The sequence below is a fragment of the Rhodococcus sp. 06-221-2 genome (genome assembly GCF_002258365.1).
GTDB classification, from domain to species: Bacteria; Actinomycetota; Actinomycetes; order Mycobacteriales; family Mycobacteriaceae; genus Rhodococcoides; species Rhodococcoides fascians.
In genome coordinates this window covers 25,139-51,908 of record NZ_NOYJ01000019.1, presented here as the reverse complement: position 1 = coordinate 51,908, position 26,770 = coordinate 25,139, and the positions used below count along the sequence as shown (strand labels likewise).

Below are 26,770 nucleotides of genomic sequence, written 5' to 3'. Positions count from 1 at the left end.
TCCACCCCCACCGATTGACACCTTCGACCGTCACCAAAGTAGACCGATCGAGACTTTCGCGCATCAGGGCTGCGCCCTCGTGCGCGTCTTGCGCCCCTCCAGGTACGCAAAACGCGCACGAGAAAAATCAAGGTTGAGCGGAACAGACTCAACTTGTCTATGGTTGTACCCAGCGACACGCTCGAACCCCACACTGGAAAGAAGGTGACCGGTGGACAGTTTCACTCCCACCACGAAGTCGCAGGCAGCACTTTCCGCTGCACTGCAGGCCGCATCCGCGGCCGGTAACCCGGATATTCGTCCGGCACATTTGTTGGTGGCGTTGCTCGATCAGACCGACGGCATCGCCACACCATTGCTGAAGGCCGTCGGCGTCGACCCCGCAACGGTGCGTCGAGAAGCGCAGAACCTCGTCGACCGCCTGCCCTCGGCATCCGGTTCGACCACCACTCCGCAACTCGGCCGTGAAACTCTCGCCGCGATCACCGCAGCGCAGCACCTGGCCACCGAACTGGACGACGAGTTCGTCTCCACCGAACACCTCATGGTGGGTCTCGCGACCGGAAACGACGACGTCGCCAAGCTCCTCTCCGGCCATGGTGCCGGAGCCAACGAGCTGCGCGACGCGTTCCAGGCGGTCCGCGGCAGTGCCCGCGTCACCAGCGCGGATCCGGAGAACACCTACCAGGCGCTGGAGAAGTACAGCACCGACCTGACGGCGCTCGCCCGAGAAGGCAAGCTCGATCCCGTCATCGGCCGCGACACCGAAATCAGGCGTGTCGTCCAGGTGCTGTCCCGGCGAACCAAGAACAACCCCGTTCTGATCGGTGAACCCGGTGTCGGCAAGACCGCCATCGTCGAAGGACTCGCACAACGCGTCATCGCCGGCGACGTACCCGAAAGCCTGCGAGGCAAGACCGTCGTATCCCTCGATCTCGGTTCGATGGTCGCCGGCGCGAAGTTCCGCGGTGAGTTCGAGGAACGGCTCAAGGCCGTGCTCGACGACATCAAGAACTCCGCCGGTCAGGTCATCACGTTCATCGACGAGTTGCACACCATCGTGGGCGCAGGAGCCACCGGCGACTCGGCGATGGACGCGGGCAACATGATCAAGCCGATGCTTGCTCGCGGCGAGCTCCGACTCGTCGGCGCGACCACCCTCGAGGAGTACCGCAAGTACATCGAGAAGGACGCCGCCCTCGAACGCCGCTTCCAGCAGGTCTACGTCGGGGAGCCGTCGGTCGAAGACACCGTCGGCATCCTGCGCGGACTCAAAGAACGCTACGAGGTGCACCACGGCGTCCGCATCACGGACTCCGCCCTGGTGGCCGCCGCGACCCTCAGCGACCGGTACATCACGGCCCGGTTCCTGCCGGACAAGGCCATCGACCTCGTCGACGAGGCCGCGTCACGTCTGCGCATGGAGATCGACTCGCGCCCCGTCGAGATCGACGAGGTGGAACGAGCCGTCCGCCGCCTCGAGATCGAGGAGATGGCCCTGGCCAAGGAGACCGACGACGCGTCGAAGGCCCGGCTGGACAAACTGCGTCAGGAACTCGCCGACCTGCGGGAGAAGCTGGCCGAGCTCAGCACGCGGTGGCAGAACGAGAAGAACGCCATCGACTCGGTGCGGGCGCTCAAGGAAGAACTCGAGAACCTGCGCGGAGAATCCGATCGTGCCGAACGCGACGGTGATCTCGGCAAGGCCGCCGAACTGAGGTACGGCCGGATCCCGACCCTGGAGAAGGAGCTCGCGGCAAAGACCGAGGACTCACCTGCCCAGGGCGACGTGATGCTCAAGGAGGAGGTAGGCCCGGACGACGTCGCCGACGTGGTGGCGGCGTGGACCGGAATTCCGGCCGGCCGAATGCTGGAAGGCGAGACCGCCAAACTGCTGCGGATGGAAGACGAACTCGGCAAGCGAGTCGTCGGACAGAAAGATGCAGTGCAAGCGGTGTCCGACGCCGTCCGACGGGCCCGCGCCGGGGTGGCCGACCCGAACCGTCCGACGGGCTCGTTCCTGTTCCTCGGACCCACCGGCGTCGGTAAGACCGAGCTCGCGAAAGCGTTGGCGGAGTTCCTCTTCGACGACGAACGCGCGATGGTGCGCATCGACATGAGTGAGTACAGCGAGAAGCACGCCGTGGCCAGACTCGTCGGTGCCCCTCCGGGCTACGTCGGCTACGAGGCCGGCGGCCAGCTGACCGAGGCGGTACGCAGGCGTCCGTACACGGTGGTGCTTTTCGACGAGGTGGAGAAGGCACACCCGGATGTGTTCGACATCCTGCTGGCCGTGCTCGACGAGGGCAGGCTCACCGACGGCCAGGGCCGCACGGTCGACTTCCGCAACACGATCCTGATCCTCACCTCGAACCTCGGTGCCGGCGGTACCAAGGACGAAGTGATGGACGCGGTGCGGCGCTCGTTCAAGCCCGAGTTCGTCAACCGGCTCGACGACGTCGTCGTGTTCGACGCACTGTCGGAGGACCAGCTCGAGTCGATCGTCGACATCCAGCTCGGCTTCCTCGCGAACCGTCTGGCAGCTCGTCGACTGACTCTCGACGTGTCGTCGCCGGCCAAGATGTGGCTGGCCGTACGCGGTTACGACCCGCTGTACGGTGCTCGACCGCTTCGCCGACTGATTCAGCAGGCAATCGGCGACCAGCTGGCGAAGCTCCTCCTCGCCGGTGACGTGCACGACGGCGACGTGGTGCCCGTCAACGTCAGCCCCGACGGCGAACGGCTCATCCTCGGCTAGCGCCCGAGCCGGCAACCAGCCCGAGCAGGCCCGCACGAACGTCTCGTGCGGGCCTGCTGTCGGTAGCCACTGTCGACGTTCTCGGCGTGGGTACCCTCGTGGAATGACAAATCCGGACGACCCGCGAGCACCCCGAGATCGCGATCAGGACGCGGCGCAGCAGCCGGAGTCATCCCAGCCGACCCAGGACTACGGGCACCCAGGTGCCCAGCAGTACCCGGACGCCCAGCAGTACCCGGACGCTCAGCCGACGGAGGCGTATCCGACCCAGGCCTACGGCAACCCCGACCCGCAGGCGTACCCACCGGGCTACCAGCCGACGCAGGCGTTCCCGCCCTTCGACCCGGCGCAGCAGGCGGCCGCGAACCAGGCCTACGGGCAGGCCCCGGGATACGACACCCAGCAGTTCGGTCACACCCAGCAGTTCGGTCACACCCAGCAGTTCGGACAACCACAGCAGTTCGGGGGCACCCAGCAGTTCGGGGGTGCGCCGCCGCCGCAGGAGCCGAACAGCGTCGATTCCGGCAGTAAGGGGCCCCGTCCGTGGGTTCTGGCGCTGATCGGGCTCGTTGTGCTCGTCATCGTCGTCTCGTTCGGGATTGCGTTTCTGAGCGGAGGGCGCGACGAGCCGGGCACCACCGCCGCGGCACCGTCCACCTCCATCCGGCCCTCGCCGTCCAGCGCGCCCACGACGACGCCGCGGCCCACGGAATCGGGTGCGACAACCACACCCGAGCTCATCCCGGGCGGCATTCCCGAGATCCTCGGCCAGCTCGGCTCGTCGGTGGGAACGATCAACGCCAACGACGGTTCGACTCTGACGCTCGACGGCCTCGACGGCGCTCCGGTCACAGTGCAGACCACACCGCAGACCCAGATAATCTCGTTGTCCGGTCGCGATCTCGCGTCGTTGGCCGTCGGTGCTTTCGTCGTGGTGCAGGGCGAGGCCGTCGAGAACGGAATCATCCGTGCGAACGTCATCATCGAGACTCCCAAACTCGGAGGGTGACGGCGGGAGTGGAGCCTGCGGAATGACCCTGAGGTGAGGCGGGAGTGGAGCCCGCGGAATGACCCGCAGCTCTCCGTGCGGCTCCTATGACCGTCTACAGGAGTCGGCGGCCGTGGACGGGCGCGAGGTGGAAGTCGATTAAGGTGGTTCGCGATGACGGCAATGTGGTTCGGCCTGGCGGTAATTGCACTCGTGGGCGCAGCAGCGCTGCTCTACATCGACCGATCCAAGCGAGATCGATCCGGTCGGGTTCGGCAGATGTGGGCCAAGGCCCAGGGGTACGAGTACCGACCCCACGACCGAGAGCTGGTCACCCAGTTCTCGCGCGCCGCGCTGTCCAAGCCCGAGTTCGATGTGGCTCTCGGTGTCGTCACCGGAGTTCGGCGTGGTGAGGAGTTCGTACTCTTCGACGTCGAGGAGACGGGCACCATCGTGGCCGTGCAGCGTTCCGTCGGCTCCGATGTCGATATCGACCTGAGGCCCCGCTCGACGCCACCTCCGCGCGACGAGGACATGCAACTGCTCGGGTCCATCGGACCGCGAGTGGTGTTCGCCACCGACGTCGACATCGCTCGTCGTGTCTGTGACCAGCGGATGGCGGCGTTCACCGAGTCGATTCCCGAGAATCTGCAGCTGTTGTGGAGTGAACAGGACTGGACTCTCGGATCGATGCCCCTGACCAGTTCGGGGCGCGATTGGGATGCCGCGATCGATGCGGTGGCGCGACTGTCGGGGATGCTTCACGTTCTGCCGCCGGTCCGCGGTAGCGCGGTGTACGGCTCGCGTCCGGGCGGCGGCGAGTCCGTTCGTGATCGAAGCGATCCGGGTCGACCGTTGGTGCAGGAACCGCGCGTCGGGCCGCCCCGCAACCAGCAGTCCGGGAACGTCCCGCCGCGCAGTGTCGAGCCTCGCGGTGTGGAGACGAGAAGTCCTGCTGCCGATTCTCGTCCGCAGGAGGCGACTCGACGGCCGAGTCCACCGAGGCCGGATCAGAGCGGACCGCAGGCCACCCGATCGGTGAATCCGGTGCGACCGGTACCGCGTCCGCCTGTGTCCCGTCCGATTCCGTTCGATGCGGATCGGCGACGCAACCAACCCTGATCATTCTCGGGCGTGCCTACCGGCCTCGGCGGCCGGGCACCGTTAAATTCGTACCTCGTGACGGTTTTCTCGGGCGTTGTGGTCCTCGTGCTGGTACTCGTCGTTCTCGGCTATGTCCTGAGTGTGGTGCGCCGACTCGCGCGGTACCGCGGTCTGGCCGAGCAGAGCGCACGGCTCGTCGACATCGAGCTCGAGCGTCGATACGAGCAACTGCAACCGTTTCTGACTGCGGCCGAGTCGGCGGACCTGTCGGGCGACCTGCTGCGTCAGCTCGCCGGAGCGCGTTCGTGGTCCAAGGCAGTCCGTGATCGCGGACTGGGCCTGCAGGCGCAGGCTGCCGCCGAGAACGCTCTGTCCGCCGCCTTCCACGCGGTTCTCGACGACGCCGAAGCGCGCCGCAGTGTCGTCGGCAACTGGGCGTTCCAGGGGCCGGCCGGCGACCTGACTGTCACCGAGAAGCGGATTGCCGGCGCGGTGCGGGTGTACAACGACACGGCGTATCAGCTGTCCGAGGCCGTCGGATCGTTCCCCTCGTCGCTGGTCGCGAAGGCTCGCTCGGTGACCGCGCCCGAACCGTTCGTCGAAACCAAGGAGTCCCTGGACGAGCACCGCGCCGCCGAGGTCGCCGCGTAGGGGAGCGCTGCGCCCAGTACCCGGGTGCGGGTGGTCGAGAATCTCGGTGGGTAAGTTCGTACCGACCCGACCGCCTCATGGCACGACGAGAGGAACCCGAACATGGCCGACAGCGCTGCGAATTCGGACAGGCAGGAACTGGCCGATCTGGTGAAAGAGCTCGCCGTCGTGCACGGGAAGGTGACGTTGTCCTCGGGCAAGGAAGCCGACTACTACGTGGATCTGCGTCGGGCGACCCTCCATCATCGCGCAGGTGCATTGATCGGTTCGCTGATGCGCGAACTCGTCGCCGACTGGGATTTCGCGTCGGTCGGCGGTTTGACGATGGGCGCAGATCCCGTCGCGATGGCGATCATGCACGCGCAGGGCCGGCCGATCGACGCATTCGTGGTGCGCAAGGCCGCGAAGGCGCACGGCATGCAGCGTCAGATCGAGGGACCGGACATTGTCGGCAAACGTGTTCTGGTGGTGGAAGATACGACGACGACCGGCAATTCGCCCCTGACCGCAGTTCGAGCCCTGCGCGACGCGGGCGCGACGGTGGTCGGGGTCGCCACAGTCGTGGATCGGGCGACGGGTGCGGACGAGGTCATCGCCGCCGAAGGGCTGGAATACCGATCACTGCTGGGCTTGGCAGACCTCGGTCTGTAGTCACTGTCGCGGCCGGACCGGGGGCCCGGCCGCGACAGTGATTGTCTACAAGCCTGTTTCAGCGAATCAACTGCGCGACGACGACGAAGTTGTCGTCGGTCGGCTCGCCGCCTTGAACGTCGCAGTTGGCCAGGATCAATCGACCGGGCACCGATTTGCGGAGTTCGTTGTCCGCTAACAGTGATCCCTTCGGCAGGGGTCCTACGGTTTCGACTGCGTATTCCAAGGTGCCGCTCGAGGTACGCAGCACAACGGTGTCGCCAGGGGTTACCACCCGCAATGCCTTGAACGGGGCGTCCCGCTTCGAATAGTTGTGTCCGGCAACAACAACGGTTTGTTCGGTGTCGGTTCCCGGCATTCCGCTCTCGGCCCACCACGCGGGTAGTTCGTCGACCGGGTTCAGCACCTGCCCGCTTTCCCCGCCGCGATAGAGGGGGTCCGGATGAATGGGACTGCTCAGATAGGTCGACCCGTCCGCCGAGCGCAGCTCGATGTACTCCGGTCGAGAGGGGGCGACATCGCCCGTCGGTGCAGCCCCCGAGATCTGTGACTGCACCGGCGAACGATCGGGTGCGGCGATCCCGACTTCGTCACTCGCACAACCTGATACGAGAAGAACGAACGTCAGGATCGCCGTCCACAGCCAGCGGGTGTTACGAGGTGGCATCGGTGGAGCTGCGGCGACGCAGGTAGAACGCGCCACCGGCAGCTGCGACGACGACCACGCCGACACCGGCCAGGATCACCGGGGTGTTCGACGAGCTGTCCGAAGCGCCCGACGCCTCGTTCGAGGAATCGCCGAGTGCCAGATCGACCGGCGGGAGCTCTCCGGCCACGCTGACGACGCCGTTGTCGTCGGTGGTGAAGTAGTCCGCGACGGTGAAGGATCCGTCCTCGTTCTTGACGCCGACGAGCGAGACTCCGGTCTTGTCGACGACGACGGTGTTCTCGTCGACCTCGGTGACGGGTACGTCTTCCTTCACGGTGTTGCCGAGGTTGATGGTCCACTCGAACTTCGGTCCGCTGGCTGCCAATTCGGCTGCCTCGGCCTTGAGATCGGCCTCGGCCTTCGCCTTGGCGTCGGCTTCGGTCTTGGCGGCCGTTGCGGCGTCCTGAGCCGTCTTCAGCGTGGCTGCTGCCTCCGTGGCCTTGGTCTTGGCGGTCGCGGCTGCGTCGGTCTTGGCCTGCAGGTCGGCGTTCGCCGTCTCGACGGCCGTATTCGCCGTCACCAGTGCCGCTGCGGCTGCGTCGGCCTTGGCCTGCAACTCAGCGACATCGGCGTCCGACGGCGCGGAATCGAGTGCAGCCTGGGCAGCGGTTGCCGCCTCGGCCTTGGCGTCGGCATCGGCCTTCGCTGCGTCGGCTGCAGTGCGGGCGTCGGCTGCGGCCTTCTCGGATGCAGTGTCCTCACCTGCGGCGGCCTCGGCGGCGGCTTCGAGGTTCTTCGCGTTCTGCTCGGCCACTGCGGCCACTGCGGCAGCGGTCTGAGCCTCGATGTTCAGTGCCAGCGACTTCGCGGCAGTGGCAGCGGCAGCGCGAACTGCAGCGGTCACCTTGGCGAGGTTGAAGTTCTTGAACGAATCCTGAACAGCGGTAACGGAATCCGCGAGCGCCTTGTTCGATGCGTCGGCTTCGACCTTGGCGGTGGCGGCGAGTTCGGCCTTCGCGTCGGCGTCTGCGCGAGCTGCCTCGGCTGCGGCGGTGGCCTCGGGGTCGCCCGAGACGGCTGCGGCTTCGAGCTCCTTCGCCTTCGCCTCTGCCTCGGCTGCGACTGTTGCAGCGCTGTCGGCGGCGGCCTTGGTTTCGTCGGCCTTGGTCTTCAGTTCGGCAGCGGTGTTTTTCGCTGCGGTGACCGCTGCGCTCGCTGCTGCGCTCTCGACCTTGGCGTTCGAGGCGGCCGTGACGGCGGCCTTGGCCTTGACGTCTGCCTCGGCAGCAGCAACCTCTGCCTTGGTGGCGTCGGTGCTCGCGGTGGCCTCGGCTGCCTTGGCCGTCTCGAGTCGTACCTGGGCGGCAGCCGATGCGGCTGCGGCTTCCTTGCTGGCGGCCTCGGCGTCGGCGATCGCCTTCTTCTCGGCGTCGGACAACTGCGGAATGACGTCGAGATTGACTGTGGCCGTGCCGTCTTCGTTGAACACGACGCCGCCGGTGATCTGCGGCAGTGGACGAACGGCGGAGGGGGCTTCGGGTGTCGGGACTGCGGCTGCGGCGGCCGCGGCTGCGTCCTCGGACGTGACGGCCGGGACAGGTGCGTCGATCTGTCCTTCGGCTGTTGCGGTGCCGGATCCTTCTACTGCGGCACCCTGTTCGCCTGTGGGAGTGGCGGGTTCGACGCCCTCGGATTCTTCGCCCGCCGGTGCTTGAACCTCGGAGCTTTCCGGCGTACTGGGCTCCTGAGCACTGGCGATTCCCGGTGCGGCGATGGACAGGGACAGTGCCATGGCGGCCCCGGCTGCGGCGAGGCGCGCCTTCTTGGACCTGGCGATCGACTTCTGCGACATGGAGATTGTGGCCCTTCGGTCAGTGGCAGCAGTGAGCTGCGCGCACCCGTCCTCCCACGCGGAACGAGTGTTGTTGGTGAGTCACACGAACAACCGTGATGACGTGACCGTAAACCAACCGGACGGTACATCGAACCGAAAAGCCCTTTACTGAGGTATTGGTTACCAAAGTGTTACTGATGAGACGGATGTGACGAATGAGGCCATTGATACACGTCGACGGCCGAGAGCGATGCTCTCGGCCGTCGGATTCAGCGGTTGATCGAAAGGCTCAGTCGCCGACTGTCACCGCACGAGCTTCGTCGATGCTGTGCGGTGCCGGCTCGTGTTCGTCCACGTGGGCGAGGACTTTTCGGCCGGTCGCCAGGACGACGATGGCCAGTGCCGTGCAGGCCGCGCCGACCCAGAACGGGACGTGCATGTTCGATTCTCCGAGCTTGCCGGCCAGGTAGGGAGCGGCGGCACCGCCGGTGAAGCGGACGAAGCTGTAGGCCGCGGACGCGGTCGAGCGCTCCACCGGTGCTGAGATCATGACGGTCTCGGTGATCAGAGTGTTGTTGACGCCCAGGAACAGGCCGGCCACGACGGTTCCGACGATCAGGACGGTCTTGTTCTCGGTGAACATCGCCATGACGCCGAGGTCGACGGCGAAGAGCAGGAGCGAGAGCATCATCATGTTCAGCGTTCCGTAGGCCCGCTGCAGTCTCGGCGCGATGAACACCGATGCCACGGCCAGGCAGAGGCCCCAGCCGAAGAAGATGAAACCGATCGAGTAGGTGCCCATGTCCAGGGGGAACGGGGTGTACGCCAGCAGGGTGAAGAAGCCGTAGTTGTAGAGCAGTGCGGTGATGCCGACGGTCAGCAGTCCGCGGTGTCGCAGTGCCCGGAACGGATCGAGGATCGACGTGGTGTGAGCGGGCTTGGGGGTGTCCGGGAGCATGACGATCAGCAGGATGAATGCGATGGCCATCAGTACCGCGACGCCGAAGAACGGTCCGCGCCAGCTGAATCCGCCGAGTAGGCCGCCGACCAGCGGGCCGGTTGCGATTCCGATGCCCAGTGCGGCCTCGTAGAGGATGATCGCGCGGGCGACGCCGCCGGATGCTGCGCCGACGATGGTCGAGAGCGCCGTGGCGATGAACAGGGCGTTGCCCAGTCCCCAACCGGCGCGGAATCCGATGATCTCGCCGACGGAACCGGACATGCCGGCGAGGGCGGCGAAGACCACGATGACGGCCAGGCCGGCCAGCAGTGTGCGCTTGGGCCCGAATCGGCTGGACACGACGCCGGTGATGAGCATCGCGACGCCGGTGACGAGCATGTAGCTGGTGAACAGCAGCGACACCTGGGACGGCGAGGCGTGCAGTTGTTCGCCGATCGGCTTGAGGATCGGGTCGACCAGACCGATGCCCATGAAGGCGATGACGCTGGCGAACGCGACGGCCCACACGGCGCGCGGTTGCTTCAGCAGGCTGTCGGGGGAGGTGCTGGTGGTCACGAAAGAGTTCCTCTCTTTTCGCGATCGACGGGTTCGAGGATGCTGCGAAGCTCGCTCAGGCCGTCGGTCAGTTTCTGGATTTGTTCCGGGTCTCGGTCGGACAGGTACGGGACGAGTCCGTCGACGATGTGACGGCGACTCGCGGCGAGCCACCGATGGCCGGCCTCGGTCATCTCGACGAGCACGGCCCTCGAGTCGTCGGGGTCGGACGTCTTGGTCACCAGGCCGTTCTTGCCCAACTTCGCGAGCAGTGCCGTGGCCGAGGGCTGCGAGCATCGGTCCAACTCGGCGAAGGTGCTGATGCGCAAGGGCTGATACTCCTCGAGCAGCGACAGTGCCCGCATCCACGCTCTGGGCCATTCGTCGCTGCCGAATCGGGCAGCCAAGCGAACGAAGCGTGACGAACTGGTGACCAGTTCCGAGACCAGATCTTTGAGGTCGTCGTGGGAATGGCTCACCGGTTTATTGTTACATACACTAACTATCTATCGCAACGCGAGGCTCACCGGCCGTTGAAATCGGGTGGGGTGAGCTCGGGGGAAGAGAGCGGTCAGTGTCGACTCAGTAGATCGGCGATCTCGCGATCCCACTCGGCGTTTCGGCGCCCGTCGTAACGGAAGCGCATGACGTAGTAGAAGCCGATCAGCGCAGTGGCCGCCAGGATCCAACTTCCGACAGCACTGAAGATCGCGGCAGCGACCACATCCGACGAGGTCAGTGGCCGCAGGCTCAGCTCGCCGGCGTCGTTCACCCAGATCTGAGCGGTCGTACCTACCGGCGACCCGGTGTCGACGCTGACGCGGCCGGTGTGCTCGACACCTCGGTAGACCCACTGCGAGGGAACGGCCGTCACGGCGGCACCGTTGGTGGAGTCGAAACTGGTTGCGGCGGTCGGTGCCACGGCTGCGACATCGGTTGTGGTGGCCGTCACCTGGTGGATCGACGTGCGCTGCTCGTCGAGTCGTTGCTGCTGCTCGGAGTAGGCACCGATGCCGATCCACAATGAGAACGGCACCATGACAATTAACAGGGTGACGACCCACCGCTTGATCTGTGCCTGGCGGAGGTCGCAGTCGCGGAGAAGCGGATTGGGGTAGCCGGCGACCTCGTCACCTGCGATGCGAGTGTGCCCGGTGAGTTTGCGGCGCATGATGGTCCCCAGTGCTTTCGAAAATGATCCGACCGACCTGTCCACGATGCCCACGCTCACTGCGAGTATCAAGCGATAGGGGTCAGGGTCACATGTGACGGTCGTTATGACGGATTCGCCCCGGAAAGGTCGGAAGTGAACATCGATCGGGTGGGATATGCCCGCGTTGCCGCGTCGGTAGCAGGTGCGGTGACAGTGCTCGGGGCGTGGACGGGCTCGGCACGGCTGCAGAAGATTGCCAAGCCGCTGATCGTTCCTGCATTGGCCACCGCCCTCGATCCAGCACACGACCGGGTGCTGGCGACGGGTCTGGTCGCAGCCACCATCGGTGACGTGCTGTTGATCGACCCGGACGACGACTCGGCCCTCGAACTCGGTGCCTCGGCATTCGGAGTCATGCAGAGTTGCTACACGTTCTTGCTGTGGCGTCGTGGTGCGCGACCGGTTCTGCTGGACGCCGTTCCGCGATACGCGGGCTGGCTGGCCGCGTCGATCCTGCTGGCTCGACGCCAACCGGCGGTCGCCCCGACCCTGTCGGCCTACGGCGGCGTGCTCGCGACGACGTCGACGTTGTCTGCGCGGTCGGTTTCACGTGGTGGTGACCGCAGGCTCGTCGTGGGCGGCATCCTGTTCACGGTGTCCGACGCGCTGATCGTCCACCGACGGTTGTTCCTCACCGACGAACGGCAGCGCCGCACGGCGGAGGCGGTGATCCTGTCCACGTACGTGGCCGCTCAGATGTTGCTCGTCGACGCCCTGGCCACTACTCGTCGACGCCGTGACGGGGAAGCAGCAGAACCCGCTCTCGATGGGCCGGGTCCACTCGAACGGCGATGACCGTGCCCGGCTCGAAGTGTGCGGTGTCGGCTCGGGGAATGCCGTAGACGATCTTGCCGAAGTAGCTGCTCGAGCCCGGCACGGTGAACTCCAGGTCGAGCTCGGCGGTGTCGTCGTCGATGCGCCGGATCGCGTCCACCGTCGCCCACCCCTCGACGCCGTGTTCGATCAGATCCTTCTGCTCGCGCGTGGGGCGTCCGGCGATCATCATGGCCAGGCCGAGGGCTGCGCCGAATCCGGCCACCAGGGCTGCCAACTGGTACGGCAATGTGCCGGGCGGGGTCTTGTCCACGAGCCAGCCGATCCAGACTGCCAGCACTATCGAATAGCCGATCGCCACGACGACGACGGCTCGCACGATCCTCGAGTCGTTCACTTCGGTACTCCTGTGCCGTCGGGAGACGGCGTTCGATCGATCGGAGATTGGGGGTTACTCGTAAGTAGGGTTACATGTACGGTGATCGATGTGACTCGACCAACTGTCTTCATCTCAGGTGCCGCGGCCGGCATCGGCCGTGCAACGGCACTCAAGTTCGCTGCCAACGGTTACCTCGTCGGTGCGTACGACATCGACGAGACCGGTTTGGCGTCACTCGGCAAGGAAGCTGCTTCGCTCAGCGGTCGGGTGTTCACCGGTACTTTGGATGTAACCAACTCCGACCAGTGGGAAACCCGGTTGAAGGAGTTCGTTGCCGAGGGTGACGGTCGACTCGACATCTTGATCAACAATGCCGGGATCCTCGCTGCAGGGGCCTTCGAAGACATGCCGCTCTCGGTGCATCGCCGCCAGATCGACATCAACGTCAACGGCGTCGTCTACGGCACCCACGCTGCATTCCCCTACCTCAGGGACACCCCGGGCGCGCAGGTCGTCAACCTGTGCTCGGCCTCGGCCATCTACGGTCAGCCCGAGTTGGTGACGTACGGCGCATCCAAGTTCGCGGTGCGCGGCATCACCGAGGCGTTGGATCTCGAATGGAGCAAGTACGACATCGCGGTCAAGGCCATGTGGCCGCTGTTCGTCCAGACGGCGATGACCGAGAAAATCTCGACGGGCACCACGAGCTCGTTGGGCATCAAGCTCACCGTCAAAGACGTGTCCGACGCGATCTTCGACGCCACCCGTCCGGTGAAGCGCCGGTTGCACAAGGTGCACTTCCCGGTCGGACTGCCCTCCAAGGCGCTCTCGCTCGGTTCACGGTTCTCGCCTGCGTGGCTCACCCGTGAAGTCAACCGCCGTCTGAGCCACACCTAGAACGCCGCACCGGACGATGCCGGCGCTGCGCCGGTATCGTCTGTCTTTCGAGCAGTAGGTGTCGAAAGGTGGGTCGGGTTTTCTTCATGCTGAGCACGGTGCGGTCGAGCAGGACAAGACAATTCGGGACAGTGCGATTCGGAACGGTGCGGGCGTGGGCGGTCGCGGTCGGGATCGGGTCGGCGCTCGTACTCACCGGCTGCAGTAGCGAGTCGGCTGCGCAAGCGCCGCCTCCGTCGTCGACCACCACCCCCGTGCCGACCACCACGACGACCGCACCGACCACGACTCCGCCGCCGGTGACGACCACGTCGGAAGCGCCGCCGCCCCCGCCGGTCGAACCACCCCCACCGGTCGCGGAGCCGCAGACGACGTACGCCGCGATCGGCGGGGCCTATTACTTCACTTCGCCCGACGGGCTGTTTCAATGCGGCATCGTGCCGCTGTCGAGTCGCACCGAGGCCGGGTGTCAAGGCACGACCACCCCGGTCCCGCCGCGGCCCGACGACTGCATGATCAACTGGGGCAACGGTATTCGCGTGACCAACGACGGTCCCGCGGCATTCATGTGTTCCGGGGGAGTGGTGTACACCTCGGGTGGCGAGTCGATGGATCCGCCGCTGGCTGTCGGTGCGACCATCGCCGAGGGTGGCTACACCTGCACCTCGGCCGAGAACGGTATCTCGTGCGCGAACGACGCCACCGGTCACGGATTCCGGATCGCGCCCGACAGTAACGAAATCTATTGAGCGAGAACGAGATCGACGGCCAACCGGCCGAAGCCGGTCCCACCGAATGGGGTGAGAACCCGAACGGCGTCGGCCCGTGGTCGGACACCCACGACGAGCCGCCGCCCGACGACCCGCGACTGGACCCCGAACTGCTCGCCGCCGGTGATCGACGCAATGTCGTCGACGCATATCGATACTGGCGACGCGAGGCCATAGTCGCCGACATCGACACGCGCCGTCATTCACTGCACGTCGCCATCGAGAACTTCGCGAACGACGCGAACATCGGCACCGTGGTGCGCACGGCCAACGCCTTCGCCGCGCAGGCGGTGCACATCGTCGGGCGGCGTCGATGGAACCGTCGCGGCGCGATGGTCACCGACCGGTACCAACACATTCACCACCACGATTCGGTGGAGGCGCTGATGGCGTTCGCCGAGGACCAGGGACTCGTCGTCGTCGCCGTCGACAACACCCCGGGCTCGGTGCCGATCGAAACGGCAGAATTGCCGCGCAACTGCCTGCTGCTGTTCGGTCAGGAGGGTCCCGGCGTCTCCGACAGTGCGCGGGAGTCCGCATCCATGACGGTCTCGATCGCGCAGTTCGGATCGACACGCAGCATCAATGCCGGTGTTGCGGCCGGGATTGCGATGCACTCGTGGATTCGTCGCCACGCCGATCTCGATACCGCATGGTGAAGACAGGGCTTTACCAGGACGGGATGTAACGGTTCGGCAACGGTAGTGGCAGGATTGCGGGTATGCAGGAGTTGTGGTCGCAGCGTGCCGACGCTGCGGAGGGGGCCGTCGTCGCACGGCACATGCGTCGGCTGTGGGGACTGCCCGGTACGGCGCTCGGAGTCGTCGCGTGGCCGCCCGTCAAGCATGAGCGTGCCTTCCTGCGCTGGCACTACTGGTGGCAGGCACACCTGCTCGACTGCGCAGTGGATGCCGCCGACCGCGAACTCACCACGAAACGTCGACGACGCCTGACGAAGATCACCCGCGCGCACCGCACCCGAAACCTCACTGGCTGGACCAACAACTACTACGACGACATGGCCTGGCTCGGGTTGGCCCTCGAACGTGCGCAGCGTCAGCACTTCGTCGGAAATCGCAGCGGCATCCAGCAGATCGAGATGGAACTGTTCGACGCCTGGGCTCCGGCCGAAGGCGGCGGCATCCCGTGGCGCAAGAAATCCGACTTCTACAACGCGCCTGCCAACGGCCCGGCCGCGATCATGCTCGCCCGCACCGGTCGGCTCTGGCGGGCCCAGGAGATGTCGGACTGGATGGACCGCACCCTGCGTGACTCGCGCACCGGTCTGATCCTCGACGGCATGCATTCCACCCGCGCCCTCGTCGACGCGGGCAAGTCCGGCGAGGTCGAACGCGCGATCTACAGCTACTGCCAGGGCGTCGCACTCGGCCTGGAAACCGAACTCGCACTCCGTCTCGGCGAGCCGAGGCATGCGCAGCGCGTCCACGCTCTGGTCGACGCCGTCGAGAACCACCTCACCCGCAACCTCGTCATCACCGGCGGCGGCGGGGGAGACGGGGGCCTGTTCAACCCGATCCTCGCGCGCTACCTCGCGTTGGTGGCCACCGAACTACCCGGCGACACCGACGCCGACGACCGTGCACGAGAGGTCGCGGCTGCAATCGTCCTCGCCTCGGCCGAGGCCGCGTGGGAGAACAGACTCGAAGTGGAGGACAACCCACTGTTCGGTGCCGACTGGACCCGCGAAGCACGATTCCCGGGGCAGGGCCTGCACATCGCCACCTTCGCCGAGGGAACGGTCCGACCGTCCGAGGTGCCCGAACGCGACCTGTCCGTGCAACTCGGTGGCTGGATGCTCATGGAGGCGGCCTACCGCGTCTGTGCTGGTGGATTCTAGGTCGTTCCGCAGGCTGCACTCCCGCGGTTTCTAGGTCGTTCCGCAGGCTGCACTCCCGCGGTTTCTAGGTCGTTCCGCAGGCTGCACTCCCGCTGGTTTTTAAATCGCTCCGGGCTACTACTCGACAACCTCGTCGACGACGATCGTCTCTTCCGGACGCGCCATTTCCTTGCGGTATTGCCAGATGCCCAGACCCGTTCCGACGACCAGCAGCACGATCATGCTGATCAGCACCGCGGGCATCAGCCACGGGATGCGCTGGATGAACGAGCCGAAGTAGAAGCCGACGAGCAGTAGCACCGGTGCCCAGATGATCGCGCCCAGAGTGCTGGCGATGGTGTAGCGACGGTGATCCATCTTCGCGGCCCCGGCGACCATCGGGCACAGCGTGCGCACCCACGGGATCCAACGCGCGACGAGAACCGCCCAGAATCCGTGCTTTTCCAGCAGCAGATTGACCTTGTGCAGGTTCTTGGTGTTGAGGTACTTGCCGTTCTTGCGGGCCACCAGCGTCGAACCGGTTCGGTGGCCGATCATGTAACCCACCTGGTTGCCCGCGATCGCCGCGACCATCGCACCGACCGAGAGAGCCCAGATGTGGCCGGTGCCCGACGCGTGCGTCGCCATGACGATGCCCGCAGTGATCAGCATCGAGTCGCCGGGTAGGAACAGGCCGATGATCACTGCGCATTCGATGAACACGAATGCCATCACGATCACCCACACGACCAGCGGACCCGCAGACTGCAGCGGTCCGAAACTGCCGACGGCCTCGGTGGACACGGTCTGCAGTGCGGTGGCGGTCAATGCTGTGGCGCTCAGTGACACGGGCTCGATCGCTTTCGGAATTTCTCGATCAGGACTTGGAGTCCGGGGCGTCGGCTTCGATCGCGTCGGCTGCTTCCCCGAGTGGAGTCTTGCGGGCCTTGATCATGCGCTTGCCGACCTCGATCACGATGGGTAGTACGGACACGGCGACGATCAGCAGGAAGATGATGTCGACGTGGTCGCGGATGAACGCGATCTGTCCGAGCAGGTACCCCAGAACCGTGACACCCGCGCCCCACAGGATGCCGCCGACGACGTTGTACGTCAGGAACAGCGAGTACTTCATGTGCGACGCACCGGCGACGACCGGCGCGAACGTCCGCACGATGGGTACGAATCTCGCCAGGATGATCGTGATCGGGCCGTGCTTCTCGAAGAAGACGTGCGACTCGTCGATGTACTTCTTCTTGAAGAATCGGGCGTCGTTCGTCTTGAACAGGGCGGCACCACCCTTGGTGCCGATGAGGAAACCGACCTGGTCGCCGAGGATCGCGGCGATGGGAATCAGGATGACCAGCGTCCAGATGGACGCGAAGGGCTCGATCTCGGTGGACTTCGACGCCGCGATCAGACCGGCTGTGAAGAGCAACGAGTCGCCGGGCAGCAGCGGGAACAGCAGGCCCGACTCGATGAACACCACCAGCAGCAGACCGATCAGGACCCAGTGACCGAAGGAATTGAGCAGGTTCACCGGATCGAGGAAACCGGGCAACAGGGCCAGATTCGTCGTCACCGATTCCGAAGCAGCAAGAAGACTCACCGCGCCCACACTACCGGCCGAAACCGGCAACTCCTGAACAGTCGGTGTCGGCCGACCGTGAACTCGATGGCCTGTTCGGCACCCCTCGACGGACAACCACCCGAGAGGGACGTGAGCGGGTACGCACGACACCGAGCGCGGAGGTTGCCATACTGCACAGGACACAATCGAACTTTCAATGGAGGAATGACGCCGTGCCTATCGCAACTCCCGAGGTCTACGCCGAGATGCTGGGCCGGGCGAAGGAACACAAGTTCGCCTTCCCGGCAATCAACTGTGTGGGTTCCGAGTCCATCAACGCCGCCATCAAAGGCTTCGCCGACGCGGGTAGCGACGGCATCATCCAGTTCTCGACCGGCGGCGCAGAATTCGGCTCCGGCCTGGGTGTGAAGAGCATGGTCACCGGCGCTGTCGCTCTCGCCGAGTTCGCCCACGTCGTGGCCGCCGAATACGACGTCACCATCGCGCTGCACACCGACCACTGCCCCAAGGACAAGCTGGACACCTACGTGCGTCCGCTGCTCGCGATCTCGCAGGAGCGCGTCGACGCCGGCAAGAACCCGCTGTTCCAGTCGCACATGTGGGACGGATCGGCCGTGCCGATCGACGAGAACCTGGAGATCGCGAAGGATCTGCTGGCCCGCGCTGCGGCCGCGAAGATCATCCTGGAGATCGAAATCGGTGTCGTCGGCGGCGAGGAAGACGGCGTCGAGGCCGAGATCAACGACAAGCTGTACACGTCGAACGAGGACTTCCTCAAGACCGTCGAGGCACTCGGTGCCGGAGACGCCGGCTCGCGCTACCTGCTGGCGGCCACCTTCGGCAACGTGCACGGCGTCTACAAGCCGGGCAACGTCAAGCTCAAGCCGTCCGTTCTGGCCGACGGTCAGCGTGTGGCCAGCGAGAAGCTGGGCCTGGCATCGGGCTCGAAGCCGTTCGATTTCGTCTTCCACGGCGGATCGGGCTCGGCGAAGAGCGAAATCGAAGAGGCGCTCGAGTACGGAACGGTGAAGATGAACGTCGACACCGACACCCAGTACGCATTCAGCCGCCCGATCGCCGGACACTTCTTCTCCAACTACGACGGTGTGCTCAAGATCGACGGCGAGGTGGGCAACAAGAAGGCCTACGACCCGCGCAGCTACCTCAAGAAGGCAGAAGCCGGAATGACGGCCCGTGTGATCGAGGCCTGCAACGACCTGAAGTCGGCCGGACGCAGCGTCAGCGCCGGATAAGCGGCTGCGCCCCATGTGAGCGGAACCTCGTAGCCCACTACGAAGTTCCACTCACATGGGTTCTCAGCTGCACACCTTCCACTGATCGCCGTCGAGGCTCAGGTCGAAGGTGCGCGGCGAGCGATCGTTCGGGTTGGCGTCCGTGTGGGCGATGACCTGAGCGATCGCCGTGGTGTCGTCGGTGACCTGGATGGCGTCGATGCTGTCGACGGTCGGGATGTTGCCCTGCTCCACGGACACCCGATGCACGTCGGCGAACTCCGTGTCCGGGATGTCGCGGTAGAACGTCGCCAGGTCTCCGCAGGACGTACTGCGCAGCGTGGCCAGATCTCCGGCGGCCAGCGCCCTGGTGAACGACTCGACCGTCGTGCGAATCTGCGCTTCCGGGGAGTCTTCGACGCTCGTGCGGTCGATCAGCAGGTACGCACCGGCGGCCACTGCCGCGATCACGACTACCGCGGCCACCAGAGCCGCCCACCACTTCTTGTGACTCGGTTTGTTCGGTTCCGCAGCCGGCGGTCCGACGCGGCGTGGTCCGACCTGCTGCGGCCGAGCCTTCTGCGGTTCGATCTTTCTGGGCGCGATCTTCTGGGGCGTGATCTTCTGGGGCTCGGCTTTTCGAGGCGCAGCTACCGGCGAATCGGCTTCAGGTGCAGCGATCTTCTCGGTGGGGGCGTCCGTCGATTCGTCGGCCGGCTTCTTCTTGTTCAGGTCGATCTTGGTCGTGTCGGCCTCGGGGGTCGCATTGTTCTTCTCGTCCGACATGCGTTCTCCCTCGTTCACCGAATTCCTCGAAAGCTGTAAGTCCGAAATTTCGTCAGCTGGCAGCCTATCGACCGCGTGTGCAGCGCAGCGTGAGCGCCGCCGGGGGTGTTCGGACACGATTGGGTGACGTAGGGGCACAATGAGCGCCATGACTTCTTTCGGTGATCTGCTCGGACCTCAACCAACGCTGTTGCCCGGCGACGACGAGGCCGAATCCGCACTGCTGAATCACGAGGCTCCCGAGACGGTTGCTGCGGCCCATCCGACGGCGTCGATCGCGTGGGCGTATCTCGCCGAGGCCGCTCTCGAATCGGGTGCCACCATCACCGCGTACGCCTATGCGCGTACCGGTTATCACCGAGGTCTGGACCAGTTGCGTCGTAACGGATGGAAGGGATTCGGGCCGGTCCCGTACAGCCATGAGCCCAACCGCGGATTCCTCCGATGCGTCGCAGTCCTCGCCAAAGCCGCCCGCGACATCGGCGAGCACGACGAGTACGCCCGCTGCCTCGACCTCCTCGAAGACTGTGACCCCAAAGCAGCGGAAGCGCTCGGCCTGGGCTGATCGGGCCCGCGCGAGCCGGGCGCGTGGCCGAACCCGGATGAAGGCGGGCACCGAGCGGCTGCGGTTGTCGTTGTTGCCCATCGTGCAGTGCGCGTTGGCGGCCGGGGTCGCGTGGTTCGTCGCTACGGATCTCGTCGGTCACGAACGTCCGTTCTTTGCGCCCATTGCGGCCGTCGTCTCGCTCGGTGTGTCCCTCGGGGCGCGGTTGCGTCGATCGGCCGAGCTGGTGGCCGGCGTGACGGTCGGCATCGGCGTCGGCGATCTGTTGATCTCCCTGATCGGCAGTGGGCCGTGGCAGATTGCGCTGGTGGTCGTGTTGGCGATGTCGGCTGCGGTGTTCCTCGACGGCGGCCCCATCATCGCGATGCAGGCCGGATCGTCCGCGGTGCTGGTGGCGACCCTCATTCCTCCGGGCAACATGGGTGGCCCCAACCGCATGGTGGACGCGTTGGTCGGTGGTCTGGTGGGCATCGCGATCGTGGCGTTGATTCCGACGCATCCGGTGTGGCGGGCGCGTAAGGATGCGGCGAACGTGTTGGCGACCGCGGCGAGCGTGTTGCAGAAGGTGGCCGACGGGTTGGTGGCCAACGATCCGAAGCCCATCGAGGATGCGTTGCGCAAGGCTCGGGCGACGCAGTCCGGCATCGATGCTCTGCGGACCGATCTCAAGGGCGGCCGGGAGATCGCGCGCATTTCTCCGATGTACTGGAGTCACCGCAACCGGTTGGCGGCCCTGGCGGCGACGGCCGACCCCATCGACAACGCGGTTCGCAATATTCGGGTGCTGGCACGGCGGTCGTTGACCTTGGTGCGCGACGACGAAATTCTCGATCCGCGGGTGGTGGACGAGGTGGAGAAGCTGGCGCATGCGGTGGAAGTCCTACGCCAGATGATTCTCGCCGATCCGGGGCAGAAGCCGGATGCGGCGGAGGCCGCGCGGGTGTTGCGGTCGGTCGCTGCCGGAGCGAAGCCGGAACTGATCTCGAACGCCGGGTTGTCGGCGACGGTGGTGCTCGCTCAGTTGCGGTCGATCATCGTCGATCTGTTGCAGGTCGCCGGGCTCAAGCGCATCTCTGCGCTGGCGACTCTGCCGCCGACGGTCAAGCATCCGCACGTCCCGCCGGAGTTGTGACCCGAGCACACCATTGCATATATGCGTATGTACGCATATGGTGACTGCCTGAAGTCGTTGCAGTCACGAGGGGGAGTCATGGGCGCGGGTCACGGACACAGCCACGGCGTGGGTGGTCATTCGCCCGACGGCGCGGGACCGCCCAGATCTCGGGTTCGCAAGATGATCGTGGCGTTGGCCGTTCTGGTGGTGTTCCTGGTGGTCGAACTGACCGTCGCGCTGGCCATCGGCTCGCTCGGTCTGCTGGCCGATGCCGGCCACATGCTCACCGACGTACTCGGGATGTCGATGGGCTTGATCGCTCTCGTCCTTGCGCGAAAGGGAAGTGCCGCAGCGGCAAGGACATTCGGTTGGCACCGTGCCGAGGTGCTCACCGCGATCGCGAATGCTGTTCTGCTGCTGGGCGTTGCGGCGTTCATCATGTACGAGGCGATATCTCGCATCGGCGATGCGCCCGAGATCCCCGGTCTTCCGCTGATTCTCACCGCTGCGGCCGGTCTTGCCGCGAACATCGTCGTCATGATGCTCATCCGCGGCGATGCGAAGGACTCTCTCGCCGTTCGCGGTGCCTACATGGAGGTGCTGGCCGACGCCGTCGGCAGCGTCGGTGTGTTGGTGGGCGGTGTGCTCATGCTGGTGTTCGGGTGGACCTGGGTCGACATCGTCGTCGGCGTGCTCATCTCGCTGTGGGTGGTTCCGCGTGCGATCAAGCTCGCCGGGTCGGCACTGCGCATCCTCACTCAGGCGAGTCCTGCCGATGTCGACGTGGACGCGCTGACCGGAGATCTGAGCGCCCTTCCCGGAGTGACGGGAGTGCACGACCTACATGTGTGGACCCTGACCACCGGAATGGACGTGGCCACCGTGCACCTGGAATGCGAGGGGTCGTCGTCGATGGTGCTCGATCGAGCGCGCTCGCTGTTGTCGACCTACGGACTCGACCATGCCACCGTGCAGGTCGAGCCGACCGCACACGGCCGAACCTGCAAGGAAGAGCTCACCTGGTGACGGTGCGTACCTCGGTTCCCGGACGCCAGACGTCGATCTGCATGTGATCGTCCACCAGTGACGTCAGTACCACTTCGCCGATGTCGAGATCGAACACGTGATACGGCACGAGTTCGCCGGGAGTCGCGTCGAATATCGGTTGCAGCACAGCAGGATCGGTGATCTCTGCGGCGATTCCGCTGATCTTTGCGTCGCCGCCCTCCATCGAGTGGTGGCCGGGATTGCTGTGCAGTGCGAACCGGCCGTCGCGCTGAAGATCTTGCGCTTTGGCGGCACCGAGCATCGAGCCGAGTCGCAGCACCCCGGTGTCCACGAACTCCACCTCGGTTCCGCTCACGCGCGGTGAGCCGTCTGCTCGTAGCGTCGCAAGAACATGGTGCTTGTGCGCGGTGAATCGGGCCCGCACCGCGGACGCGAGTATCGGGGCCGCTGCCGAGAATTCGTTCCACGTCGTCATGCGCACATTATGCGATCCGGCACCGACAGTGTTGGGCAGGAATGCACGGAATCTGCCCGAACAGACGGAATCCCGCCGATCGCGCTCGATATCGTGCACTCTTTCCCGCTGGACCTGTCAGATCCAGAATCGCATCAGGTAGTTGCCGTTGCCGGCGAAGAACTCGGGGACCCCCGACAATCCGAACAAGGTGTAGATCGCTCCGAAGAAGGCGGCATTGACGGCCGGTACGAAGAGCAGCGCAACGAGGACGAGAATCCCGTATCCCTTGACCTGGTTCAGCGACGCTCGGGTGGTGGGTGAGAGCGAGGGTTCGAGGGCTGCGTATCCGTCGAGTCCGGGCACCGGGATCAGGTTGAGGATCGTAGCCATGATCTGCAGAAACGCCAGAAAGCTGAGCCCGTACCAGAAGGCGGCGTTGGTGCCGTCGGTACCGAACAGCCTGATGACCACCAGAAGTGCCACGGCCACAACTGCATTGGCGAACGGGCCGGCCAGTGCGATGCGCCGCTGGGTCGACGCCGAGAACTGTCCGGTACGCAGGTACACGGCACCGCCCGGCAGGCCGATCCCGCCGATCGCGATGAACACCACCGGGAGAACGATGGACAGCAGCGGGTGTGTGTACTTCAGCGGGTTCAGGGTCAGGTAGCCGCGGAGCTCGACTTCGCGATCACCGGCTCGAAACGCGGTGTAGGCGTGGCCGAATTCGTGCAGGCAGACCGACGCGATCCACCCGGCGAGAACGAGCACGAACACTCCGATGCGCGCGGCGACGGACGTGACGTCGTCCGCCGTCCAGGCAAGGGCACCACCGATTCCGGCGATGGCGAGTACCGCGACGAAGATCGGACTGGGCAGGACGGGACCGCGCCGCACCGGAACGGTCATCGGACCAGCAACCACTCCTGATGGTGGCGGTAGAAGGTCGACCGCTTCACTGCCTTGCCGCCGGCGATGCCGTCGCGCGTCAGTTCGGCGGCGGGGGAGCCGAGTTGCATGGCGCGGCCGCTCACCCAGCGGCGCGGCAGAAATCGGCGACGGCCGACCACGCGTGCACGGAGGCCGGGCATGTCCGGGGTGGGAGCCACCTCGACTCCGGGCACGACGCCGGAGAACAACCGGGTGTCGTCGACATAGGCCTCGCCTTCGAGGTCGGTTCCGTCGGCACCGCCGAGCAGAGCCCTCCCGACGACGGCCTTGCCTGCATCGTCGCGGATGAGGGGTGTGCTCGACGCAGTGCCCGTCAAGGCGACCTTGGCGGCACGTGACCCGGTGCCCAGCTTGTAGATGTGCGCGGCATCGGTTGCGTTCTCCGGCACGAACGCGACTTCGACGTGCAGCCGTTCGGTGCGCATCAGGCGCGTCAGCAGCGCGGCGAGGGACGCATCATCGCCCAGGACGATGATGCGTGGCTCGGGGGCGGATTCGATGTCGGAGAAGATCGCGCTGCAATCGTCGTCGGTCGGTACTGCGTCGGCGTTGCGCAGTGGGACGTCGGTCAGCGTGATCGGCAGCAGCGGGTTGCCGCACTGCAGAACGAACGGTGTCACGGCGCTCCTAGATCTTCCGATGAATCCTCGTCACGACCATAGTGCCCTCGTTCGGCGTCGACCGTAGCGGCATGCGGGCCAGCTCACCGCCTCGGCTAGACTGTTCCCCCGGCCACTGTCGCGCCTGCGACGAATGGTGACTGCTGCATTCGCTCTAGTACATCTGCAGCACGTCCTTGCACGAAAGCAACGTAGGAGAGCACATGCCGGCGATAGTCCTGATCGGCGCCCAGTGGGGCGACGAAGGCAAAGGCAAAGCCACCGACCTGTTCGGCGAACGACTTCAGTGGGTGGTTCGCTACCAAGGCGGCAACAACGCCGGCCACACCGTCGTTCTTCCCAACGGCGACAAGTTCGCGCTGCACCTGATCCCGTCGGGAATTCTGACGCCGGGCGTCAAGAACGTCATCGGTAACGGTGTCGTCGTCGATCCGGGTGTGCTGCTCACCGAGCTCGACGGCCTCGAGAAGCGCGATGTCGATACGTCGAACCTGCTGCTCAGCGCCGATGCGCACCTGATCATGCCGTACCACGTGGCCATCGACAAGGTCACCGAGCGCTTCCTCGGAGCCAAGAAGATCGGCACCACCGGGCGCGGCATCGGCCCGTGCTACCAGGACAAGCTCGCCCGCGTCGGAGTGCGTGCGGCGGATGTGCTCGATGAGAAGATCCTGACTCAAAAGGTCGAGGCTGCACTGGAATTCAAGAACCAGGTGCTCTCGAAGATCTACAACCGCCGGGCGTTGGACCCACAGCAGGTCGTCGACGAGGTGCTCGAGCAGGCCGAAGGTTTCAAGCACCGCATCACCGATACGCGCCTGCAGCTCAACCTAGCGCTCGAGCGCGGCGACACGATTCTGCTCGAGGGATCGCAGGGCACGTTGCTCGACGTCGACCACGGCACCTATCCGTACGTGACGTCGTCGAACCCGACGGCAGGCGGTGCGTCCGTCGGCTCGGGCATCGGCCCGAACAAGATCACCACGGTCCTCGGCATCCTCAAGGCCTACACGACGCGTGTCGGTTCGGGTCCGTTCCCGACCGAGCTGTTCGACAACCACGGTGAGTACCTGGCCAAGCAGGGCGGCGAGGTGGGCGTCACCACCGGTCGTGCCCGACGTACGGGCTGGTTCGACGCGGTCATCGCTCGGTACGCCACCCGCGTCAACGGCATCACCGACTACTTCCTGACCAAGCTCGACGTGCTGTCCAGTCTGGATACCGTCCCCATCTGCGTCGCCTACGACGTCGACGGCGTCCGTCACGACGAAATGCCGATGACGCAGACCGGTTTCCACCATGCGAAGCCGATCTACGAAGAGATGCCCGGTTGGTGGGAAGACATCTCCGGTGCCCGGACATTCGAGGAACTGCCGATCAACGCGCAGAACTACGTCCTGCGTCTCGAGGAACTGTCGGGCGCGTACATGTCGTGCATCGGTGTGGGACCGGGCCGCGACGAAACCATCGTCCGTCGAGACATCCTGCGGTAGCCGAACCCGTTATCGAAAAGCCCCGAGGCGCACTGCCTCGGGGCTTTTTGCTGTCTCCGCACGAACCTGTAGACCCAGGAACGTCTGTGTCGATGAAACAAACTGTGCTCTCGTAGACCGGCTGGAAACAATCATTCGGACGGGTAATCGTCCGAAATCGGCCGTCGGCAGTTGTCCGATTCAACCGATTCCGGATGAGGCTCTGCTTTACGGATGATCGCGACATGTAAACGCAGAGTTCGAAACGAGCGGCTGAAAAGACTCCTGGACTTTTACTCTCACTTGGGTAACAGGCCACGTAGACGTGGCGAAACAATGAGCATCGCACCAATTGCGGAGGCCTCTTCGGATGGCCGACGATCCGATCGGATCACCCCCCTCGGCCCCGTGTGGCCACCGAAGAAAGTAGAACGAATGAACAAGGCAACCAAGGGCGCGCTCGCTGCCGCTGCCGCTGGCGTGCTCCTGCTCGGCGGTGCCGGGTCCTACGCGCTCTGGAGTGATAGCGAAACCGTCGACGGTGGCACCGTGACTGCAGGTATTCTCGACATCGCTCCCGGTACCAGTACGGGATGGAGAGACATTTCGGCGGGTGCGCCTGGCACCCCGATCCCATCGATCGCCAGCTTCCGTATGGTACCCGGCGACATCCTGCAGTACGACGCAACATTCGTAGTCACCGCCACCGGTAACAATCTGACCGCGACGTTGACGGCTGATCCGCTGACCGCAGTGAGGTACGACGGCACTTCCGGATTGACTGCTGTCAATGCTCCGGTCGTGGTTACCAACTCGACCGGATCCAACACAATCACCTCCGCTCAGGCCGGACAGACGATCACGGTGTCGGCGAAGGTCACCTTCGATAGGGAAACCGCCAATCAGGTCGGTCAGAACGGCACTATCAATTTGTCGACGTTCAAGCTGAATCTTCAGCAGACACGTCCGTAGTC

Annotated in this window: 28 protein-coding genes; 16 read left to right on the top strand and 12 right to left on the bottom strand. The window is 65.2% G+C overall.

Annotation, left to right across the window (positions count from 1 at the left end; all coding sequences use genetic code 11):
• Window positions 1-211 precede the first annotated feature (211 nt).
• The 5 genes from clpB (at window position 212) to pyrE (ending at window position 6,152) form a co-directional block, all read left to right on the top strand.
• The gene (gene clpB / locus CH281_RS10540; RefSeq protein WP_032364931.1) at window positions 212-2,758 is read left to right on the top strand and encodes an ATP-dependent chaperone ClpB; all 2,547 of its coding nucleotides are present in this window, start codon (window positions 212-214) and stop codon (window positions 2,756-2,758) included.
• A gap of 103 nt (window positions 2,759-2,861) precedes the next feature.
• Window positions 2,862-3,767: a DUF5666 domain-containing protein gene (locus CH281_RS10535; protein ID WP_052073633.1), complete on the top strand. Its 906-nt coding sequence runs from the start codon at window positions 2,862-2,864 to the stop codon at window positions 3,765-3,767.
• Between the two features lie 162 nt (window positions 3,768-3,929).
• Window positions 3,930-4,868 carry a hypothetical protein gene (locus CH281_RS10530; protein ID WP_032364973.1) on the top strand — a complete coding sequence of 313 codons (939 nt, stop codon included), beginning with the start codon at window positions 3,930-3,932 and terminating at the stop codon, window positions 4,866-4,868.
• A 57-nt stretch (window positions 4,869-4,925) separates the two neighbouring features.
• Complete coding sequence (locus CH281_RS10525) at window positions 4,926-5,501, top strand: LemA family protein (RefSeq protein WP_032364932.1); 576 nt, start codon at window positions 4,926-4,928, stop codon at window positions 5,499-5,501.
• A 102-nt stretch (window positions 5,502-5,603) separates the two neighbouring features.
• Window positions 5,604-6,152 carry an orotate phosphoribosyltransferase gene (gene pyrE / locus CH281_RS10520; protein WP_032364933.1) on the top strand — a complete coding sequence of 183 codons (549 nt, stop codon included), beginning with the start codon at window positions 5,604-5,606 and terminating at the stop codon, window positions 6,150-6,152.
• Window positions 6,153-6,210: 58 nt separating this feature from the next.
• Here pyrE and CH281_RS10515 read toward each other — a convergent pair whose 3' ends face one another.
• From CH281_RS10515 to CH281_RS10495, 5 genes are all read right to left on the bottom strand, one after another.
• Window positions 6,211-6,708, bottom strand: coding sequence for a class F sortase (locus CH281_RS10515; protein WP_256983453.1), 498 nt, complete (start codon window positions 6,706-6,708; stop codon window positions 6,211-6,213).
• Window positions 6,709-6,805: 97 nt separating this feature from the next.
• Entirely contained in the window at window positions 6,806-8,653 is a 1,848-nt protein-coding gene (locus CH281_RS10510; protein ID WP_094694102.1) for a hypothetical protein, read from the bottom strand.
• A gap of 271 nt (window positions 8,654-8,924) precedes the next feature.
• The gene (locus CH281_RS10505; protein WP_094694100.1) at window positions 8,925-10,151 is read right to left on the bottom strand and encodes an MFS transporter; all 1,227 of its coding nucleotides are present in this window, start codon (window positions 10,149-10,151) and stop codon (window positions 8,925-8,927) included.
• Window positions 10,148-10,609: a MarR family winged helix-turn-helix transcriptional regulator gene (locus CH281_RS10500; protein WP_032364936.1), complete on the bottom strand. Its 462-nt coding sequence runs from the start codon at window positions 10,607-10,609 to the stop codon at window positions 10,148-10,150. The genes CH281_RS10505 and CH281_RS10500 overlap by 4 nt, the downstream gene beginning before the upstream one ends.
• 92 nt (window positions 10,610-10,701) lie before the next feature.
• Entirely contained in the window at window positions 10,702-11,301 is a 600-nt protein-coding gene (locus tag CH281_RS10495) for an Rv1733c family protein (RefSeq protein ID WP_052053263.1), read from the bottom strand.
• A 141-nt stretch (window positions 11,302-11,442) separates the two neighbouring features.
• Here CH281_RS10495 and CH281_RS10490 point away from each other — a divergent pair, with 141 nt between their 5' ends.
• On the top strand, window positions 11,443-12,138 hold the full coding sequence (locus tag CH281_RS10490; RefSeq protein ID WP_094694118.1) for a lysoplasmalogenase: 696 nt from the start codon (window positions 11,443-11,445) through the stop codon (window positions 12,136-12,138).
• On the opposite strand, the gene CH281_RS10485 is transcribed toward CH281_RS10490, so the two are convergent.
• Complete coding sequence (locus CH281_RS10485) at window positions 12,065-12,514, bottom strand: hypothetical protein (protein ID WP_027494309.1); 450 nt, start codon at window positions 12,512-12,514, stop codon at window positions 12,065-12,067. The two genes, CH281_RS10490 and CH281_RS10485, sit on opposite strands and share 74 nt — an antisense overlap.
• A gap of 90 nt (window positions 12,515-12,604) precedes the next feature.
• On the opposite strand from CH281_RS10485, the gene CH281_RS10480 reads away from it, so the two are divergent.
• The 4 genes from CH281_RS10480 (at window position 12,605) to CH281_RS10465 (ending at window position 16,021) form a co-directional block, all read left to right on the top strand.
• Window positions 12,605-13,393 (top strand): SDR family oxidoreductase, encoded by a 789-nt coding sequence (locus CH281_RS10480; protein WP_027494308.1) that lies wholly within the window; start codon window positions 12,605-12,607, stop codon window positions 13,391-13,393.
• An 86-nt stretch (window positions 13,394-13,479) separates the two neighbouring features.
• Window positions 13,480-14,142: a DUF6636 domain-containing protein gene (locus CH281_RS10475; protein WP_370878753.1), complete on the top strand. Its 663-nt coding sequence runs from the start codon at window positions 13,480-13,482 to the stop codon at window positions 14,140-14,142.
• Entirely contained in the window at window positions 14,139-14,822 is a 684-nt protein-coding gene (locus tag CH281_RS10470; protein ID WP_045841394.1) for a TrmH family RNA methyltransferase, read from the top strand. Before CH281_RS10475 ends, CH281_RS10470 begins: the two co-directional genes overlap by 4 nt.
• Before the next feature lie 62 nt (window positions 14,823-14,884).
• Window positions 14,885-16,021 (top strand): glycoside hydrolase family 76 protein, encoded by a 1,137-nt coding sequence (locus CH281_RS10465; RefSeq protein WP_032364937.1) that lies wholly within the window; start codon window positions 14,885-14,887, stop codon window positions 16,019-16,021.
• A gap of 117 nt (window positions 16,022-16,138) precedes the next feature.
• Here CH281_RS10465 and CH281_RS10460 read toward each other — a convergent pair whose 3' ends face one another.
• Together CH281_RS10460 and CH281_RS10455 are read right to left on the bottom strand one after the other, a co-directional pair.
• Window positions 16,139-16,804 carry a DedA family protein gene (locus CH281_RS10460; RefSeq protein ID WP_027494304.1) on the bottom strand — a complete coding sequence of 222 codons (666 nt, stop codon included), beginning with the start codon at window positions 16,802-16,804 and terminating at the stop codon, window positions 16,139-16,141.
• 73 nt (window positions 16,805-16,877) lie between these two features.
• Entirely contained in the window at window positions 16,878-17,618 is a 741-nt protein-coding gene (locus CH281_RS10455; RefSeq protein WP_370878752.1) for a VTT domain-containing protein, read from the bottom strand.
• Window positions 17,619-17,803: 185 nt separating this feature from the next.
• On the opposite strand from CH281_RS10455, the gene fbaA reads away from it, so the two are divergent.
• Complete coding sequence (gene fbaA / locus CH281_RS10450) at window positions 17,804-18,844, top strand: class II fructose-bisphosphate aldolase (RefSeq protein ID WP_027494302.1); 1,041 nt, start codon at window positions 17,804-17,806, stop codon at window positions 18,842-18,844.
• 63 nt (window positions 18,845-18,907) lie between these two features.
• Here fbaA and CH281_RS10445 read toward each other — a convergent pair whose 3' ends face one another.
• Window positions 18,908-19,609 carry an Rv0361 family membrane protein gene (locus CH281_RS10445; RefSeq protein ID WP_094622807.1) on the bottom strand — a complete coding sequence of 234 codons (702 nt, stop codon included), beginning with the start codon at window positions 19,607-19,609 and terminating at the stop codon, window positions 18,908-18,910.
• A gap of 148 nt (window positions 19,610-19,757) precedes the next feature.
• Here CH281_RS10445 and CH281_RS10440 point away from each other — a divergent pair, with 148 nt between their 5' ends.
• The 3 genes from CH281_RS10440 to CH281_RS10430 all read left to right on the top strand — a co-directional run bounded on the left by CH281_RS10440 (window position 19,758) and on the right by CH281_RS10430 (window position 22,314).
• Window positions 19,758-20,174, top strand: a complete 417-nt coding sequence (locus tag CH281_RS10440; protein ID WP_027494301.1) for a DUF3151 domain-containing protein — start codon at window positions 19,758-19,760, stop codon at window positions 20,172-20,174.
• A gap of 37 nt (window positions 20,175-20,211) precedes the next feature.
• Window positions 20,212-21,306, top strand: coding sequence for an FUSC family protein (locus CH281_RS10435; RefSeq protein ID WP_094694098.1), 1,095 nt, complete (start codon window positions 20,212-20,214; stop codon window positions 21,304-21,306).
• A gap of 78 nt (window positions 21,307-21,384) precedes the next feature.
• Window positions 21,385-22,314: a cation diffusion facilitator family transporter gene (locus tag CH281_RS10430; RefSeq protein WP_027494299.1), complete on the top strand. Its 930-nt coding sequence runs from the start codon at window positions 21,385-21,387 to the stop codon at window positions 22,312-22,314.
• Here the strand turns inward: CH281_RS10430 and CH281_RS10425 are convergent.
• The 3 genes from CH281_RS10425 to CH281_RS10415 form a co-directional block, all read right to left on the bottom strand.
• Complete coding sequence (locus CH281_RS10425; protein ID WP_179274163.1) at window positions 22,304-22,771, bottom strand: pyridoxamine 5'-phosphate oxidase family protein; 468 nt, start codon at window positions 22,769-22,771, stop codon at window positions 22,304-22,306. The genes CH281_RS10430 and CH281_RS10425 overlap by 11 nt on opposite strands.
• A gap of 117 nt (window positions 22,772-22,888) precedes the next feature.
• Window positions 22,889-23,662, bottom strand: coding sequence for a site-2 protease family protein (locus CH281_RS10420; RefSeq protein WP_094694114.1), 774 nt, complete (start codon window positions 23,660-23,662; stop codon window positions 22,889-22,891).
• A complete protein-coding gene (locus CH281_RS10415; RefSeq protein ID WP_052053266.1) occupies window positions 23,659-24,324 on the bottom strand; it encodes a hypothetical protein in 666 nt (221 codons plus the stop codon). Before CH281_RS10415 ends, CH281_RS10420 begins: the two co-directional genes overlap by 4 nt.
• A 203-nt stretch (window positions 24,325-24,527) precedes the next feature.
• On the opposite strand from CH281_RS10415, the gene CH281_RS10410 reads away from it, so the two are divergent.
• Together CH281_RS10410 and CH281_RS10405 are read left to right on the top strand one after the other, a co-directional pair.
• Window positions 24,528-25,817: an adenylosuccinate synthase gene (locus tag CH281_RS10410; RefSeq protein WP_027494295.1), complete on the top strand. Its 1,290-nt coding sequence runs from the start codon at window positions 24,528-24,530 to the stop codon at window positions 25,815-25,817.
• A gap of 414 nt (window positions 25,818-26,231) precedes the next feature.
• Window positions 26,232-26,768 carry an alternate-type signal peptide domain-containing protein gene (locus tag CH281_RS10405; protein WP_032371491.1) on the top strand — a complete coding sequence of 179 codons (537 nt, stop codon included), beginning with the start codon at window positions 26,232-26,234 and terminating at the stop codon, window positions 26,766-26,768.
• The last annotated feature ends 2 nt before the right edge of the window (window positions 26,769-26,770 follow it).

Coding starts and splice junctions, on each gene's coding strand:
- CH281_RS10535 (WP_052073633.1), top strand. CDS start 2,862: ATGACAAATCCGGACGACCCGCGAGCACCCCGAGATCGCGATCAGGAC.
- CH281_RS10530 (WP_032364973.1), top strand. CDS start 3,930: ATGTGGTTCGGCCTGGCGGTAATTGCACTCGTGGGCGCAGCAGCGCTG.
- pyrE (WP_032364933.1), top strand. CDS start 5,604: ATGGCCGACAGCGCTGCGAATTCGGACAGGCAGGAACTGGCCGATCTG.
- CH281_RS10510 (WP_094694102.1), bottom strand. CDS start 8,653: ATGTCGCAGAAGTCGATCGCCAGGTCCAAGAAGGCGCGCCTCGCCGCA.
- CH281_RS10495 (WP_052053263.1), bottom strand. CDS start 11,301: ATGCGCCGCAAACTCACCGGGCACACTCGCATCGCAGGTGACGAGGTC.
- CH281_RS10475 (WP_370878753.1), top strand. CDS start 13,480: ATGCTGAGCACGGTGCGGTCGAGCAGGACAAGACAATTCGGGACAGTG.
- CH281_RS10465 (WP_032364937.1), top strand. CDS start 14,885: ATGCAGGAGTTGTGGTCGCAGCGTGCCGACGCTGCGGAGGGGGCCGTC.
- CH281_RS10445 (WP_094622807.1), bottom strand. CDS start 19,609: ATGTCGGACGAGAAGAACAATGCGACCCCCGAGGCCGACACGACCAAG.
- CH281_RS10440 (WP_027494301.1), top strand. CDS start 19,758: ATGACTTCTTTCGGTGATCTGCTCGGACCTCAACCAACGCTGTTGCCC.
- CH281_RS10435 (WP_094694098.1), top strand. CDS start 20,212: ATGAAGGCGGGCACCGAGCGGCTGCGGTTGTCGTTGTTGCCCATCGTG.
- CH281_RS10430 (WP_027494299.1), top strand. CDS start 21,385: ATGGGCGCGGGTCACGGACACAGCCACGGCGTGGGTGGTCATTCGCCC.
- CH281_RS10425 (WP_179274163.1), bottom strand. CDS start 22,771: ATGACGACGTGGAACGAATTCTCGGCAGCGGCCCCGATACTCGCGTCC.
- CH281_RS10420 (WP_094694114.1), bottom strand. CDS start 23,662: ATGACCGTTCCGGTGCGGCGCGGTCCCGTCCTGCCCAGTCCGATCTTC.
- CH281_RS10410 (WP_027494295.1), top strand. CDS start 24,528: ATGCCGGCGATAGTCCTGATCGGCGCCCAGTGGGGCGACGAAGGCAAA.
- CH281_RS10405 (WP_032371491.1), top strand. CDS start 26,232: ATGAACAAGGCAACCAAGGGCGCGCTCGCTGCCGCTGCCGCTGGCGTG.